16 protein-coding genes are annotated in these 13841 nt (G+C 66.9%); 10 read left to right on the forward strand and 6 right to left on the reverse strand.

Translation table 11 applies throughout. The annotated features are described in order from the left end of the window. Positions 1-20: 20 nt before the first annotated feature. A complete protein-coding gene (locus G5V65_RS06785; RefSeq protein ID WP_165048255.1) occupies positions 21-2423 on the reverse strand; it encodes an AMP-binding protein in 2403 nt (800 codons plus the stop codon). A 289-nt stretch (positions 2424-2712) separates the two neighbouring features. Here G5V65_RS06785 and G5V65_RS06790 point away from each other — a divergent pair, with 289 nt between their 5' ends. Then, positions 2713-3048, forward strand: coding sequence for a hypothetical protein (locus G5V65_RS06790; protein ID WP_165048257.1), 336 nt, complete (start codon positions 2713-2715; stop codon positions 3046-3048). Positions 3049-3113: 65 nt separating this feature from the next. Then, positions 3114-3806, forward strand: coding sequence for a L,D-transpeptidase (locus G5V65_RS06795; protein WP_165048259.1), 693 nt, complete (start codon positions 3114-3116; stop codon positions 3804-3806). Positions 3807-3887: 81 nt separating this feature from the next. Here the strand turns inward: G5V65_RS06795 and G5V65_RS06800 are convergent, their stop codons facing one another. After that, entirely contained in the window at positions 3888-4169 is a 282-nt protein-coding gene (locus G5V65_RS06800) for an accessory factor UbiK family protein (RefSeq protein ID WP_165048261.1), read from the reverse strand. Positions 4170-4592: 423 nt separating this feature from the next. Between G5V65_RS06800 and lgt the strand changes: the two genes are divergently transcribed. The 4 genes from lgt to G5V65_RS06820 all read left to right on the forward strand — a co-directional run bounded on the left by lgt (position 4593) and on the right by G5V65_RS06820 (position 7711). Continuing rightward, positions 4593-5471: a prolipoprotein diacylglyceryl transferase gene (lgt, locus tag G5V65_RS06805; protein WP_165048263.1), complete on the forward strand. Its 879-nt coding sequence runs from the start codon at positions 4593-4595 to the stop codon at positions 5469-5471. Next, complete coding sequence (locus G5V65_RS06810; RefSeq protein ID WP_165048266.1) at positions 5468-6541, forward strand: class I SAM-dependent methyltransferase; 1074 nt, start codon at positions 5468-5470, stop codon at positions 6539-6541. Before lgt ends, G5V65_RS06810 begins: the two co-directional genes overlap by 4 nt. Then, complete coding sequence (gene pgeF, locus G5V65_RS06815) at positions 6534-7286, forward strand: peptidoglycan editing factor PgeF (RefSeq protein ID WP_165048268.1); 753 nt, start codon at positions 6534-6536, stop codon at positions 7284-7286. Before G5V65_RS06810 ends, pgeF begins: the two co-directional genes overlap by 8 nt. Before the next feature lie 269 nt (positions 7287-7555). Further along, positions 7556-7711 (forward strand): hypothetical protein, encoded by a 156-nt coding sequence (locus G5V65_RS06820; RefSeq protein ID WP_165048270.1) that lies wholly within the window; start codon positions 7556-7558, stop codon positions 7709-7711. Between the two features lie 66 nt (positions 7712-7777). Here the strand turns inward: G5V65_RS06820 and G5V65_RS06825 are convergent, their stop codons facing one another. Beyond that, entirely contained in the window at positions 7778-8278 is a 501-nt protein-coding gene (locus G5V65_RS06825) for an Lrp/AsnC family transcriptional regulator (protein ID WP_165048272.1), read from the reverse strand. A 225-nt stretch (positions 8279-8503) separates the two neighbouring features. Between G5V65_RS06825 and trxB the strand changes: the two genes are divergently transcribed. The 3 genes from trxB (at position 8504) to G5V65_RS06840 (ending at position 12051) form a co-directional block, all read left to right on the forward strand. Further along, positions 8504-9442 (forward strand): thioredoxin-disulfide reductase, encoded by a 939-nt coding sequence (gene trxB / locus G5V65_RS06830; RefSeq protein ID WP_165048275.1) that lies wholly within the window; start codon positions 8504-8506, stop codon positions 9440-9442. A gap of 287 nt (positions 9443-9729) precedes the next feature. Further along, on the forward strand, positions 9730-11436 hold the full coding sequence (locus G5V65_RS06835; protein ID WP_165048277.1) for a bifunctional sulfate adenylyltransferase/adenylylsulfate kinase: 1707 nt from the start codon (positions 9730-9732) through the stop codon (positions 11434-11436). A 243-nt stretch (positions 11437-11679) separates the two neighbouring features. Next, positions 11680-12051, forward strand: a complete 372-nt coding sequence (locus tag G5V65_RS06840) for a VOC family protein (RefSeq protein ID WP_165048279.1) — start codon at positions 11680-11682, stop codon at positions 12049-12051. Between the two features lie 11 nt (positions 12052-12062). Here G5V65_RS06840 and G5V65_RS06845 read toward each other — a convergent pair whose 3' ends face one another. The 3 genes from G5V65_RS06845 to G5V65_RS06855 are packed head-to-tail and all read right to left on the reverse strand — an operon-like array spanning position 12063 to position 13381. Then, positions 12063-12683 carry a YdeI/OmpD-associated family protein gene (locus tag G5V65_RS06845; RefSeq protein ID WP_165048282.1) on the reverse strand — a complete coding sequence of 207 codons (621 nt, stop codon included), beginning with the start codon at positions 12681-12683 and terminating at the stop codon, positions 12063-12065. A 38-nt stretch (positions 12684-12721) separates the two neighbouring features. Then, entirely contained in the window at positions 12722-12949 is a 228-nt protein-coding gene (locus G5V65_RS06850; RefSeq protein ID WP_165048284.1) for a DUF1150 family protein, read from the reverse strand. Between the two features lie 9 nt (positions 12950-12958). After that, entirely contained in the window at positions 12959-13381 is a 423-nt protein-coding gene (locus G5V65_RS06855; RefSeq protein WP_165048287.1) for an Hsp20 family protein, read from the reverse strand. Positions 13382-13587: 206 nt separating this feature from the next. On the opposite strand from G5V65_RS06855, the gene G5V65_RS06860 reads away from it, so the two are divergent. Then, positions 13588-13806 (forward strand): YdcH family protein, encoded by a 219-nt coding sequence (locus G5V65_RS06860; RefSeq protein WP_023666726.1) that lies wholly within the window; start codon positions 13588-13590, stop codon positions 13804-13806. Positions 13807-13841 lie beyond the last annotated feature (35 nt).

Consider the following 13841-nt stretch of genomic DNA (forward strand, 5'->3'; position numbering starts at 1 on the left):
CGCCCCAAGCCCGGCGGCAATCAGCCGAAGAAGGCGGTCTTGGCCTGGAAGAAACGCCGCTCCAGCCAGGAATAGATCTGCATCCCCGCCACCCCGCCCAGGATCGACAGCGCCAGCGCCAGCCAGGGGCGGTTCTCTCCGGTCAGCTTGGCGATCATCTCGATGATCACCTCATGGCCCAGATAGATGAACATCGACGCCCCCGCGACATTGGCGATCAGGAACTTCGCCCAGGCCGGCACCCGGACAGACCGCACGAACAGCACCAGCACACAGCCCGCGCCCACGTAATAGGCGGCCGAGGTCAGGTTCCATTCGATCACCACCGCGATCAGCGCCACCGTCAGCGCCAGCAACCGGCTGGGCAGATCATGGGCCGAGGCCATGACCATCCCGATCACGAAGGCCCAGGCATAGTGCCATGGCGTGCGGTGAAAGTTGTAATCGGTGTTCCAGAAATGCTCGATCGTCCGGTCCAGCGCGACGACCGATACCAGCAGCACCAGCGCGCTGACCATGGGCCTGTCCCGGAACGACGCCCGCACCCGCGGGAACGAGAACAGAAGCGCCATCATCACCAGAAGCTGGATGTAGAATTCGGCAAAGTAGAACAGGAAGCCATGCAGGTTCTGCGGATCGAGAAAGTTCGAAACCAGCAAAAGCTGCGTGATCTCGAAATCCTGCGTCGCAATCTCCAGCAGCGCGATCAGCAGCACCGTGGGAATGGCCATCGAGCGGATGGTTCCCATCAGGGTGCGCACGCTGCCCGTGCGGATGATCTCGGGCAACTGGAAACGCACGACGGAATAACCCGCCAGCATGATCAGGAAATAGGCCGCGCCCCAGTTCGAACTGTAGACAAAGGCATTGGCATGCAGCGCCACGATGCAAATGATGAAGAAGGACCGCGTCAGCGTCACCGATTCCAGCGGCAGCCAGCCCGATTTCCCCGCCCTCGACACATGCGCCTGCAATTCGGCGGCGGTCAGCGCCTCCCATGCCTCGGGCAGGGCGCCGAAGCGTTTTTCAAAGGCCAGCTGGAACTTGATGTAATGCAGCGAATCCCCGCCCAGCGATTCGAAAGTGTCTTCCGGCCCGATCTGCTGGCCCGGGAATTCATGGTGGAACAGCGACATCACATCCGTGATCGCCCCGGCCTTCGTGCCCGGCGCCAAGGCCGGCACCTCGGCCGCAAAGCGTTCGGCCAGCTGGCGGCGCTGCGCCTTGCCGGTTTCGGTGCGCGGGATGCTGTCCACCGCCATCAGGCGCAGCGCGCTTCCCGCCGCCACCCCCATGTCGCGCAGCGCGGCATCGGCCAGCCCCTTCACCAGCCCGATCTCGGCCGTGCCCCGCTCCACCGCGACCAGCACGCCATCGCCCCGTTCGGCATCCGGCACCCTTGCCACGCAGATCCGCGCATCCGGCGACAGGCGGCTGCGCAGCACGGATTCAAGCTGATCGGGAACGATCTTCACGCCGCCGCAATTGATCAGGTCATCGGCACGGCCATCGAAATGCAGATAGCCGTCTTCCATATGGCCAAGGTCATTGGTCTGCAGCCAGCCCTCGGCATCCAGCAGGTCATGCAGGCCCTCGGCATCGACACGCTGGCGCGCGACATGCGGGCCACGGATGCGGATGCGCCCGTCCGGCCCGATGGCCACCTCGGTCTGCCCCACCGCATGCCCGACCGAGGAAAGCCGCCCGCCCTCTGCCTCGGAAAAGGTCAGGAAAGTGCTGCGCGAGGCTTCGGTCAGCCCGTAATGCTGCACGATCCGCGCATTGGGAAACAGCGCCTGGATCGCCTCCTTCTCGGCCAGCGTCATGTGCTGCGATCCGATCTCCATCCAGCGCAGGGCCGCACCCGCCGCCCCGATCACCTCGGGCGCGGCCAGCAGCACGCGCAGCAGCGTGGGCACCGCCGACAGCGCGTTCACCTGCCCCGCCGCCAGCATCTTGCCCAGTTCCGCCGGATCAAAGCCGCGCGGCGGCATATAGGCCTGCCCGCCCAGCGCGCTGATCGCCCGGTAGCGGGCCAGACCAAAGCTGTAGGTCGCAGGCACCCCCACATATTCGCGGATCTCGTCGGTCATCCGCATTTCGTCGATGATCCGCCGCGTGGCATCGGCCAGGTTGTCATGCGTCAGCACGATCCCCTTGGGCTGCCCCTCCGTCCCCGACGTATAGCTGATCTGCGCGATCCCCCCGCCGTCGCGGATGGGATGGCGGGTCGTGAACCAGCCGGTCCTGTCGCCCGGCTCGACCACCCGGTCGATGGCCACCCCCGCAAGCCGCCCGGCCTGCGCCGCATCGGCCAGCAGCACAAGCGGCTGCCCCTCGGCATAGAGCGCGAAGACCGCCTCGACGAAATCGAGAGAGTTCCTGCGAACAACCCCCGTAGCCCTGACTGCAATCCTGTCCATGTCCGTATCCGAGACCCGCATTCCTGACGATTGCCCCAAGAGGAAGTATCAACCTTGGTTAATGGCAATCTACAAGGCCCAGATCGTGGCGGGCATATGACCAAATGGTTGCGTTTCATGGACATATGTTCGCCGATGGCCGGATTGTCCGCGATTTCATGCCACCCCGCCCCGGTTCTGCGCCTGCAGCCCTCGGTATCCGGCCCGGCAGGCCCGATCACGCGCTCTTGTCTCCTTGCGCGGGCGGCGTGACTGGACGCCCTGCCCCGGCCATGGCATCACCCGCCCCATGTCCCGCCCCATGTCCCTGCTGCGCGCCCTTGCCATGACGCTCCTGCTGATCGCCCTGCTGCCCTGGGGCGCGCATCTGCGCCCGGCACCCGCGCTGCAGGCCACGGCTGTCGCGACGGCCGAGACCGCCTCCCCCCACCAACCGGGCGACCTGGCCCTGAAATGCCGCAAGGGCCTGGCCGGATCGTCCTGCACCGCCGAAAAGGCCCTGGCGGGCCAAAGCCCGGCACCGCCCGCCGCTTCCCGGGGCGACCATCGCCCCCTTGCCGCTGCCCGCGCCCTGCCCAAGGGCCTCACGCCCCGCCCCGGCCTGCCCCCGCCCCGGCTGTCCTGACACGATCGCCGCGCGCGCCGCAGCACCTGCCGCGCGCCCCTTCCGTCAGACCCGAGGATCAAGCCATGTTCACCCGACGCGCCTTTCTGGCGACCGGGGTCGCCTCGACCCTGTCCGCCTGCCTGCAACCCCCCGAACCGCCCGAAGCGGCCGCCCCGCCCCCGCCACCGCCCCCCCTGCCCGCTTTCTACGGCGCGGTGACGGACGAGCCCTTCCCCATTCCCGCCGTGCCGCCCGGCGTGGTGGCGCCCGAACTCTGGCGGCAAGGCGTCGCCAATCCCTTTCCCGACGAACGCCCCGGCACGATCATCGTCGATCCCGATGCGGGCTTCCTGCACCTCGTCACCTCGCGCGACAGCGCCATGCGCTATGGCGCAGGCACCGGCGCGGCCGCCTTCGCCTGGTCGGGCACGGCGCGGCTGCAATTCGCCCGCGCCTGGCCGCGCTGGAAAGTGCCGGATGAAATGATCGCCCGCCGCCCCGAACTCGCCCCCTATTCGGTGGCCAATGGCGGCATGGATCCGGGGCCGGGCAACCCGCTCGGCGCGCGCGCGCTCTATCTCTTCCAGAATGGCGAGGACACGCTCTACCGCATCCATGGCGCCTGCGAGCCCGAATATCTCGGCAAGGCCGTCTCCTCGGGCTGCATCCGCCTGCTCGATCAGGACGCGATCGACCTGCACCGCCGCGCGCCCCACGGGGCCACCGTGCGCGTGCTGCCCTCGCTTCTGCCCAAGGGGCTGGCCGCGCTCTACTGACGGGCCTTCATGCGAAAGGGCGGCCCCCGGGCCGCCCCTCCCATTCCTGACAAAGCCGCAGCCGGGGGCCACGGCGACGGATCATTCCCTGGTCTTGCGCGCGGCCTTCGCGGGCGCGTCGGCCAGCCGCGCCTCCAGCGCCGCGATGCGCGCCTCCAGCGCGGCATTCTCCTCGCGCGCCTTCACGGCCATGGCGCGGGCGGCATCGAATTCCTCGCGCGTGACGAAATCCCGGTCCGCCATCCAGCGGTCCACCAGGCCCTTCATCGCGGTCTCCGCCTCGGTCTTCGCGCCCTGTGCCACGCCCATGGCATTGGTCATCAGTTGCGACATGTCGTCAAAGAACTTGCTGCGCGTCTGCATGGCCGCACTCCTTTTGCCTTTCCCCTCTATATGGCCCCGATCCCCCCCGACACAACCCATCCCCCCTGCTTCATCTTGGCCCAAATACCCCCTCCCCCCGCCCGCCACCCCGCACCAGGCCGGGCCATGGCCCCTCTCCCTCCCCCCGCCCGGGGGGAGGGCCGGGGAGGGGGGCCACGACCGTCATCCCGGCGCAAGGCTCGACGTCCCGCACCCCAACCCGTCCCCCCGCTGGCTTCATCCCGGCCCAGATACCCCCCTCCCCCCACCTGCCACCCCGCACCAGGCCGGGCCATGACCCCTCTCCCTCCCCCGCCCGGGGGGAGGGCCGGGGAGGGGGGTCCAGGACCGTCATCCCGGCGCGATGGTTGACTTCCCGCGCCCCAGCCCGGAAAACCACCCCGTCCGCGAGCAAGAGGCATCATGTCCCCCATCCCCTTCCCCGACATCTCGCCCGAGATCTTCCGCATCGACCTCGGCGGCATCTCCTTTGCCCTGCGCTGGTATGCGCTGGCCTATATCGTGGGGCTGATCGCGGGCTGGAAACTGATCGCCCGCATGGTCAGCACCCCCCGGCTCTGGCCCGGCAAGCCGCCCATGACCCCCGCCCAGGTCGAAAGCCTGCTGACCTGGGTCATCCTGGGCGTGGTCCTCGGCGGGCGGCTGGGCTTCGTGCTGTTCTACCAGCCCGGCTACTACCTGCAGAATCCCGGCCATATCCTGCGCGTCTGGGAAGGCGGCATGTCCTTCCATGGCGGCTTTCTCGGCGTGGTCGTCGCGGGCGTGATCTTCGCCCGGCGCGAAGCCATCCCCATGCTGTCGCTGGCCGATCTGATGGCCATCGTCGCCCCCATCGGCATCTTCCTCGGCCGCATCGCCAATTTCATCAATGCCGAGCTTTGGGGCCGCCCCACCAGCCTGCCCTGGGGCGTGGCCTTTCCCGGCACCGCCGCCCAGACCTGCGAAGGCATCACGGGCATCTGCGCCCGCCACCCCTCGCAACTCTACGAGGCGCTGCTCGAAGGGCTGATCCTGTTCGCAGCCCTCCTCTACGTCACCTGGCGCAAGGGCTGGCTCGCAACACCGGGCCGGATCGCGGGCCTGTTCTTCGCCGGCTATGGCGCCGGGCGCTTCCTTGTCGAATTCGTCCGCCAGCCCGACGCGCAATTCGTGACGGAGGGCAACCCCCTCGGGCTTGCGCTGCATCTGGGCGGCTACGGGCTGACCATGGGGCAGATCCTGTCGCTGCCGATGATCGCGGCGGGGCTCTGGTTCATCGCCCGCGCACGGCGCAGCGCATGACGGCACTTGCCGCCCTGATCAAGGCGCGCATCACCGCCACGGGGCCGATGAGCCTGGCCGATTACATGGCCGATTGCCTGCTGCATCCCGATCACGGCTATTACGCCACGCGCGATCCCTTCGGCGCGGCGGGCGATTTCACCACCGCGCCGGAAATCAGCCAGATGTTCGGCGAAGTCTTGGGCCTCTGCCTTGCGCAAGCCTGGCTGGATCAGGGCCGCCCCGCCCCCTTCACCCTGGCCGAGCTTGGCCCCGGGCGCGGCACGCTGATGGCCGATATCCTGCGCGCCACCCGCGCCGTCCCCGGCTTTCACGCCGCCGCCCGCGTGACCCTGGTCGAGGCATCGGTCACCCTGCGCGGGATCCAGCGCCAAACGCTGGGCGATCACCCCGCCCATTGGGCAGACCGCACCGAAGACCTGCCCGAGGCGCCCCTCTTCCTCATCGCCAACGAATTCTTCGATGCCCTGCCCATCCGCCAGTTCACCCGCCAGGGCGCGGGCTGGGCCGAAACCGTGGTGGGCCTGGCCGAGGGCCGCCTCGCCCTTGGCCGCACCGCCCCCGCCCCCCTTGCCGCGCTGCAGCACCGCCTGGCCGACACGCCCGAGGGCGGCATCGTCGAGATCTGCCCCGCCGCCCCCCCCATCATGGCCCGCATCGGCGGCCTGATCGCCCGCCATGGCGGCGCAGGCCTGATCGTCGACTATGGCGACTGGCGCGCGCGCGGCGACACCTTCCAGGCCCTGAGGAACCACCGCTTCGCCGATCCGCTGGCCGAACCCGGCCGCGCCGACCTGACCGCCCATGTCGATTTCGAGGCCCTGGCCCAGGCCGCCGCCCCCGCCCGCGCCAGCCGCATGCTGGAACAGGGCCTGCTCCTGAACCGCCTCGGCATCGCCGCCCGCGCCGCACGGCTGGCGCAATCCCTCTCCGGCCCCGCGCTGCAATCCCATCTCGCCGCGCATCACCGCTTGACCGATGCCCGGGAAATGGGTTCGCTGTTCAAGGCGCTGGCCATCCATCCCCCCACCCTTCCGCCCCCGCCCGGATTCGACGCCCAAGATGCTTGAAAAGATCATCTCCGATGCCCTGCCCGTTCCGCACGGCTTCTTCACCCGCAAGGGCGGGGCCTCTTCGGGCATCTTCGCCGGGCTGAACTGCGGCCCCGGCTCTTCGGATCTGGCCGAGGTGGTGGCGATCAACCGCGCCCGCGTGGCCGAGGCGATGGGCGTCGCGCCTGATCACCTCATCACCGTCCATCAGGTCCATTCCGCCGATGTGGTTCCCGTCACCGCCCCCCTGCCCGCCCCGGCCCCGCGCGCCGATGCGATGGTGACGGCCAGCCCCGGCCTTGCCCTTGCCGTGCTGACCGCCGATTGCCAGCCGGTGCTGTTCTGCGATCCAATTGCCCGCGTCATCGGCGCCGCCCATGCGGGCTGGCGCGGCACCCATGACGGCGTGCTTGAAGCCACGGTCGCAGCGATGGAGGGCCTCGGCGCGCGGCGCGCCGATATTTCCGCCGTGATCGGCCCCTGCATCAGCCAATCCGCCTATGAGGTCGGCCCCGAATTCTTCGAAACCTTCACCGATGACGATCGCGATGCCTCGCGCTTCTTCATCGCGGGGACGGGCGACCGCTATCTCTTCGATCTGCCCGCCTTCGGCCTGTCGCGCCTGCGCGCCGCAGGCGTCGGCCATGCCGAATGGACGCGCCACTGCACCTATCGCGATTCGGAGCGATTCTTCTCCTACCGCCGCACCACCCATGCCGGCGAGGCCGATTACGGCCGGCTCATCTCCACCATCCGGCTCTGATTGCGGCAACAATCCGGCACCTGCCGGCCACGGTATTGTCTCAATTTCGGAAACAATCGGCGCCAATGTCGCGAACTGTTTCCAGATTGATGTAAAATCAACCGCTTACAGCCACCCTCATCTTTGCAGCTCTCGCCACAATCCGCCCCCATCCGCCCGCGCCAGACGGCGATTTTCCCCTTTCACGGCCAAAACCCTGCCGCAAATCGCCGTCAGATTTGTCTTCAATAGGGCAACAGCCCGCCAGGATCGGAACACGGAGACGGATGATGAAAAAGGAACGCCGCTGGTTGAAATCGGTTCTCGCCGCCAGCCTCGAGGCCCAGCCCGCCCTGCCCTGGCAGCGCGGCAACCGTCGCCGCCCGGCCGGCGTGAAACCCGCCGCCACCGCCCCGCTGAAACCCCGCGCCATCGCCGCCCGCTGATCCGGCGGCCGCCGCAATGCAAAAGGCCGGGCGCCCAGCGCCCGGCCTTTGCCATTCCCGCGCCCCTCAGGCGCTGCGCGCCAGCCGCGCCTCCAGCACGTCAAAGGGCACGCCCGGCTGATCCTTGGCGCAGCGGATCACAAGGCTGGTCTTCACCGTCGCCACATTCTCCGTCTTCAGCAATTCGCCGGTCAGAAAGCTCTGGAAGGTCGAAAGATCGGGGGCCACGCATTTCAGGATGAAGTCGATCTCGCCGTTCAGCATGTGGCATTCGCGCACAAGCGGCCAGGCGCGGCAACGGTCCTCGAAGGCGGCCAGATCCGCCTCGGCCTGGCTCTGCAGGCGCACCATGGCAAAGACCTGCACCTCGAATCCCAATTCGCGCGCGTCGATATCGGCGTGATAGCCCTTGATATAGCCCGCCTCTTCCAACGTCCGCACCCGGCGCAGGCAGGGCGGGGCGGAAATGCCCACCCGCTTGGCCAGTTCCACATTCGTCATGCGCCCGTCTGCCTGCAATTCGGCAAGGATATGTCGGTCGATCGGGTCTAGCTTGGATCCGGCCATGCGCCCTGTTTCCCCTGTTCCGGTCTATCACAGCATACCGGATTGACGGTGTAGATAGGCCGCACCCGCCCTGCGCGCAATATTGTTTCAACATTGCGCAAGAAAAAACCGCCTCCGTTTCGATCAGATGGTCAAGACACGCGCAATCCCGCCCTGCATCCCGCGCCCTTCCCCCCGCCGCGCGCTTTGCCTATATCTCGGGGCCAGACGCGAACGGGGGCAAGCATGGGCGAGACACGGCATACCAGGGTTCTGATCATCGGCTCCGGCCCGGCGGGCTATACGGCCGCCGTCTATGCCTCGCGCGCGATGCTGGAACCGATCCTCGTGCAGGGCCTGCAACCCGGCGGCCAGCTTACGATCACGACCGAGGTGGAAAACTGGCCCGGCGACAGCCATGTCCAGGGCCCCGATCTGATGGTCCGCATGCAGGACCACGCCGCCGCCATGGGGGCCGAGATCATCGGCGATTACATCACCAGCCTCGACCTGCACTCCCGCCCCTTCACCGCGAAAGGCGACAGCGGCACCACCTATACCGCCGATGCCGTGATCCTTGCGACGGGCGCGCAGGCAAAATGGCTGGGCCTGCCCTCCGAGGAACGTTTCAAGGGCTTTGGCGTTTCCGCCTGCGCCACCTGCGACGGCTTCTTCTATCGCGGGAAAGAGGTTGTCGTGATCGGCGGCGGCAATACGGCCGTGGAAGAGGCGCTGTTCCTGACGAATTTCGCCACCAAGGTCACGGTCATCCACCGCCGCGACAGTTTCCGCGCCGAAAGGATCATGCAGGACCGCCTCTTCAAGAACCCCAAGGTCGAGGTTCTGTGGAACCACACGGTCGAGGAAGTGCTGGGCGATGACACCCCCCTTGGCGTCACCGCCGTGCGCGCGAAGAACGTCCAGACCGGCGAGACGAAGGATATCCCCTGCGCGGGCTTCTTCGTGGCCATCGGCCATGCGCCCGCCTCCGAACTGGTCAAGGATCAGCTTGAATTGCACAATGGCGGCTATGTGAAGGTCGAACCCGGCACCACCCGCACCTCGATCCCCGGTGTCTTTGCCGCGGGCGACCTGACCGACCATGTCTATCGTCAGGCCGTCACCTCTGCCGGCATGGGCTGCATGGCCGCGCTGGACGCGGAACGCTGGCTGGCCGGTCACTGACCGCCAGCCACAAATTTCTTCGAAGAAGTTTGCAAAAGTTTTCGAAAACTTTTGCCCGAACGGCGATGCCGTTCGGGGAACTGCCCCGGAACCGGACCCGGCTTCACGGCAAAGGCCGCTCTGGGGAACAGTGTTCCTTCCCGGCCCGAAACCGCGGCATTTCTGCCCTATTCGGTGCCGTTAACCCTTGTTTGCTGGAAATTCCTTCGCCAAGGGCGTAAATCGCGCCGCGACAGGCGGGCCTTCCTGGCTTTCGCCCAAGAACACCCACCAGAGGCCCGTTTCAGATGACGCTGTCCAATACCGCCCCGATCCCCGAACTCTACGTTTCCCCCGAATCCGCCCAGAAGCTGAAACATGAGGCGGGCAACCTGCCCTCCTGGGATCTGACCCCGCGTCAGGTCTGCGATCTGGAACTCTTGATGAATGGCGGATTCCACCCTCTCAAGGGCTTCCAGTCCGAGGCCGACTACAACGGCACCGTGGAAAACATGCGCACCGCCGACGGCACGCTCTGGCCGATCCCGGTGACGCTGGACGTGAGCCAGGCCTTCGCCGACAAGATCGAACCCGGTCAGGACATCGCGCTGCGTGATCAGGAGGGCGTCATCCTCGCCATCCTGTCGATCACCGACAAATGGACGCCCAACAAGGCGAACGAGGCGGAAAAGGTCTTCGGCGCCGATGACCTTGCCCACCCTGCCGTGAACTACCTGCACAATGTCGCGGGCCCCGTCTACCTTGGCGGCCCGATCACCGGCATCCAGCAGCCCGTGCATTACGATTTCCGCGCCCGCCGCGACACGCCCAACGAACTCCGCGCCTTCTTCCGCAAGATGGGCTGGCGCCGCATCGTGGCCTTCCAGACCCGCAATCCCCTCCACCGCGCGCATCAGGAACTGACCTTCCGCGCCGCGAAAGAGGCCGAAGCGAACCTTCTGATCCACCCCGTCGTCGGCATGACGAAACCGGGCGACGTGGACCATTTCACCCGCGTCCGCTGCTACGAGGCGGTGCTGGACCAATACCCCGCCTCCACCACCCACCTCTCGCTTCTGAACCTTGCCATGCGCATGGGCGGCCCGCGCGAGGCGCTGTGGCATGCCATCATCCGCAAGAACCACGGCCTGACCCATTTCATCGTGGGCCGCGATCATGCCGGTCCGGGCAAGAACAGCCAGGGCAAGGATTTCTATGATCCCTATGCCGCGCAGGAACTCGTGGCCAAGCATCAGGCCGAAATCGGCATCGAGATGGTCGATTTCAAACAGATGGTCTATGTGCAGGAAAAGGCCCAGTATTTCCCCGTGGACGAAGTGCCGGAAGGGTCCACCGTCCTTGACATCTCGGGCACCGAACTGCGCCGCCGCCTGCGCGAAGGGCTGGAGATCCCCGACTGGTTCTCCTTCCCGCAGGTGGTGCAGGAACTGCGCCGCACCTCGCCCCCGCGCGCGCAGCAGGGCTTTACCGTCTTCTTCACCGGCCTCTCCGGTTCGGGCAAATCCACCATCGCCAATGCGCTTATGGTGAAACTGATGGAAATGGGCGGCCGCCCCGTCACGCTGCTGGACGGCGACGTGGTGCGCAAGCACCTGTCCTCGGAACTCGGCTTCTCCAAGGAACACCGCGACATCAACATCCGCCGCATCGGCTATGTGGCGTCCGAGATCACCAAGAACGGCGGCATCGCCATCTGCGCCCCGATAGCGCCCTATACCGCCACGCGGCGGGCGGTGCGCGAGATGATCGAAGCCTTCGGCGCCTTCATCGAGGTCCATGTCGCGACCAGCATCGAGGAATGCGAAAAGCGGGATCGCAAGGGGCTCTACAAGCTGGCCCGCGAAGGCAAGATCAAGGAATTCACCGGGATCTCCGACCCCTACGAGGCGCCGACCAATGCCGAACTGGTGGTCGCGACCGAAGGCACGGATGTCGATTACTGCGCCCAGCAAGTGATCCTGAAGCTGGAAAGCATGGGCCTGATCAAGGCGTAAGATCGGGCGCAAGGCGCGGTCAACCCCGCCCTGCACAGCCGCACCCCCCCACAAAGGCCCCGCGCAAGCCGGGGCCTTTTCCGTAGGGCGGGGTTCACCCCGCCTTGTAGGGGTTCACCCCGCCTTGTAGGGGTTCACCCCGCCCGACAACGCCCCTCAGGGATCGCAGAATCATTTGGCCGCTCGCCGTTCCGGCCCTATCCTTCCCGCGCGGGGCAGGCCCGGCCAAGCGGGGAGAGCGGAATGAACCTCGGCGCCTTTTCCATCAGTCTTGCCGTCCGCGACCTTGCCGCATCGCGCGCTTTCTATGCCGCGCTCGGCTTTCATCCCGTCGCGGGGGCAGACGCCGAAAACTGGCTCATCCTGCGCAATGGCCAGCATGTCATCGGCCTGTTTCAGGGCATGTTCGAAGGCAACATCCTTACCTTCAACCCGGGCTGGGATCAGGAAAGCCGCGAAACCGATCCCTTCACCGACATCCGCGATCTTCAGGCCGCGCTCCGGGCGCAGGGCCTGCAGATGGAGGCAGAGGTGCCCCCCGACAGCACGGGTCCGGCCAACCTCCTGCTGCGCGATCCCGATGGCAATGCGATCCTGATCGACCAGCACCGCTGATCCGGCGCGCACTAGCGTTCGGTCGCGCCCTTGCCCGCCAGGATCTTCTCCCGGAACCCCGCGATCCGCCGCCGCCGCGTCTCGGCCCCCTTCGCCCCGTTCAGGTTGATGACATAGCTTTTCTGCCGCCCCGGCGTCAGGGCATGGAATGCCTCGGCCAGGCCCGGATCCGCATCCAGCGCCGCCACCAGTTCCTCCGGCAGCACCACCTCCGCCGCCGCCTTCGGCGCGCGCCGCCCCGCCTCGGCATGGCCCTTCGCCTCGGCCAGATAGGCCCGGATGACGGGGGCCAGCGCCGCCACCCGCGCGGCATCGGTAAAGCGGATCGTGTCGGGATGCTGCGTGTTCGCCCCCTGCCGCTCCATCACCCCGTCCGGATCGGCCATCAGGGCGGCGTCGAAGAAGTTCAGCCGGAAATCCCCCCGCAAGGCCCCGATCAGCGCGACATTGCGCCCGGCATGCATGTAACAGGGATGCCCCCATTTCACCGTCTCGACCAGCCCCGCCTCACGGCACAGCGCCCGCAGGGCCAGAAGACCATCGCCCCAGACCCGCGCCGAACAGTCGGCCGTGTCGAACCGCGCGCAGCGCCCGCAGCCCTTGGTGAAGAAATCCTCGATCTCGGTGATCATGGGCCACCCGTAGGGCGGGGGTCTCCCCGCCGCCGCCGTCAATGCACGTTCACCGGCGCCATGTCGTTCTGCCGCGCCAGCGCAAAGGCCAAGGCCCGGTCGCGCACCAGCGCCAGCCGGTCGCCATCCGCGTCATGCAGCGCATAGATCGTCGTCAAGCCGCCGGCATGGGCCTGCACCTCGGCGGGCAGGTCTTCCACCTTCACGGGCCGCACATAGACGATCCGCGTCGCCCCTTCGGGAATCCCGTCGAATTTCACATCCATGACATCACCTCACTTCCGGCCATTGCGCGACGTGATCGCGATCGTCTGCACCACCGTCTCGGGCACCGCGCGCTTCAGGTCGATATGCAAAAGCCCATGCTCCATGCTGGCCCCCGCAACCTCTACCCCATCGGCCAGCACGAAACTGCGCTGGAAGGCGCGGCTTGCGATGCCCCGGTGCAGAAAGACGCGGTCCACCGGCTCTTCGCCCTGACGGCCCCGGATCACCAACTGCCGATCCTCGACCGTGATCGCCAGATCCTCCTCGCGGAAGCCGGCCACGGCCAGGCTGATGCGATAGGCGTTTTCCGAGGTCGCCTCGATATTGAAGGGGGGGTAGCCATCTGCGGATTTCGCGGTCCGCTCCACCAGCCGTTCCAGCTGTTCGAATCCCAGCAGAAAGGGATGCGTGCCAAAGGTCAGTTTCGTCATCGGTCATGCCCTTCATCAAAGCGACATAGCTGAAGGGCCCCGTTCCGGCAGCCCCACCCCCGAAATATGGGGCGCGCCCCGGCGGATCGCAAGGCCCGCACCCATACGGATTTCCGCGCCTTTCCAACAGATTCCTTCCCGCAGCGGGCGCGAATCACTATATTGTCGGTCTTGAACAAGAAGCCACTCACGCCCAAGGCAAGGCCATGAACGCGCCCAGCGAAATGAACTTCGAAGACATGCTCCGCGTCCGGCTGGAAGTGCTGCGTCGCGAACATCGCGATCTGGACGAAGCCATTCACGCGCTGGAAACCGCCGGTCGCCCCGATCAGCTGACCCTGCGCCGCCTGAAGAAGCAGAAGCTCGCGCTGAAAGACCAGATCGTAAAGCTGGAAGACCAGCTCATCCCCGACATCATCGCCTGAGCATCGGGCGGGGCCTATCCCGCCCGCATCCCCCG

It is taken from the genome of Paragemmobacter kunshanensis, assembly GCF_011059185.1.
In the GTDB taxonomy this organism is placed as follows: domain Bacteria; phylum Pseudomonadota; class Alphaproteobacteria; order Rhodobacterales; family Rhodobacteraceae; genus Paragemmobacter; species Paragemmobacter kunshanensis.

Excerpts from the sequence above, each read along its gene's own strand:
- G5V65_RS06785 (WP_165048255.1), bottom strand. The coding sequence starts at position 2,423 with ATGGACAGGATTGCAGTCAGGGCTACGGGGGTTGTTCGCAGGAACTCT.
- G5V65_RS06790 (WP_165048257.1), top strand. The coding sequence starts at position 2,713 with ATGTCCCGCCCCATGTCCCTGCTGCGCGCCCTTGCCATGACGCTCCTG.
- G5V65_RS06795 (WP_165048259.1), top strand. The coding sequence starts at position 3,114 with ATGTTCACCCGACGCGCCTTTCTGGCGACCGGGGTCGCCTCGACCCTG.
- G5V65_RS06800 (WP_165048261.1), bottom strand. The coding sequence starts at position 4,169 with ATGCAGACGCGCAGCAAGTTCTTTGACGACATGTCGCAACTGATGACC.
- lgt (WP_165048263.1), top strand. The coding sequence starts at position 4,593 with ATGTCCCCCATCCCCTTCCCCGACATCTCGCCCGAGATCTTCCGCATC.
- G5V65_RS06810 (WP_165048266.1), top strand. The coding sequence starts at position 5,468 with ATGACGGCACTTGCCGCCCTGATCAAGGCGCGCATCACCGCCACGGGG.
- pgeF (WP_165048268.1), top strand. The coding sequence starts at position 6,534 with ATGCTTGAAAAGATCATCTCCGATGCCCTGCCCGTTCCGCACGGCTTC.
- G5V65_RS06820 (WP_165048270.1), top strand. The coding sequence starts at position 7,556 with ATGAAAAAGGAACGCCGCTGGTTGAAATCGGTTCTCGCCGCCAGCCTC.
- G5V65_RS06825 (WP_165048272.1), bottom strand. The coding sequence starts at position 8,278 with ATGGCCGGATCCAAGCTAGACCCGATCGACCGACATATCCTTGCCGAA.
- trxB (WP_165048275.1), top strand. The coding sequence starts at position 8,504 with ATGGGCGAGACACGGCATACCAGGGTTCTGATCATCGGCTCCGGCCCG.
- G5V65_RS06835 (WP_165048277.1), top strand. The coding sequence starts at position 9,730 with ATGACGCTGTCCAATACCGCCCCGATCCCCGAACTCTACGTTTCCCCC.
- G5V65_RS06840 (WP_165048279.1), top strand. The coding sequence starts at position 11,680 with ATGAACCTCGGCGCCTTTTCCATCAGTCTTGCCGTCCGCGACCTTGCC.
- G5V65_RS06845 (WP_165048282.1), bottom strand. The coding sequence starts at position 12,683 with ATGATCACCGAGATCGAGGATTTCTTCACCAAGGGCTGCGGGCGCTGC.
- G5V65_RS06850 (WP_165048284.1), bottom strand. The coding sequence starts at position 12,949 with ATGGATGTGAAATTCGACGGGATTCCCGAAGGGGCGACGCGGATCGTC.
- G5V65_RS06855 (WP_165048287.1), bottom strand. The coding sequence starts at position 13,381 with ATGACGAAACTGACCTTTGGCACGCATCCCTTTCTGCTGGGATTCGAA.
- G5V65_RS06860 (WP_023666726.1), top strand. The coding sequence starts at position 13,588 with ATGAACGCGCCCAGCGAAATGAACTTCGAAGACATGCTCCGCGTCCGG.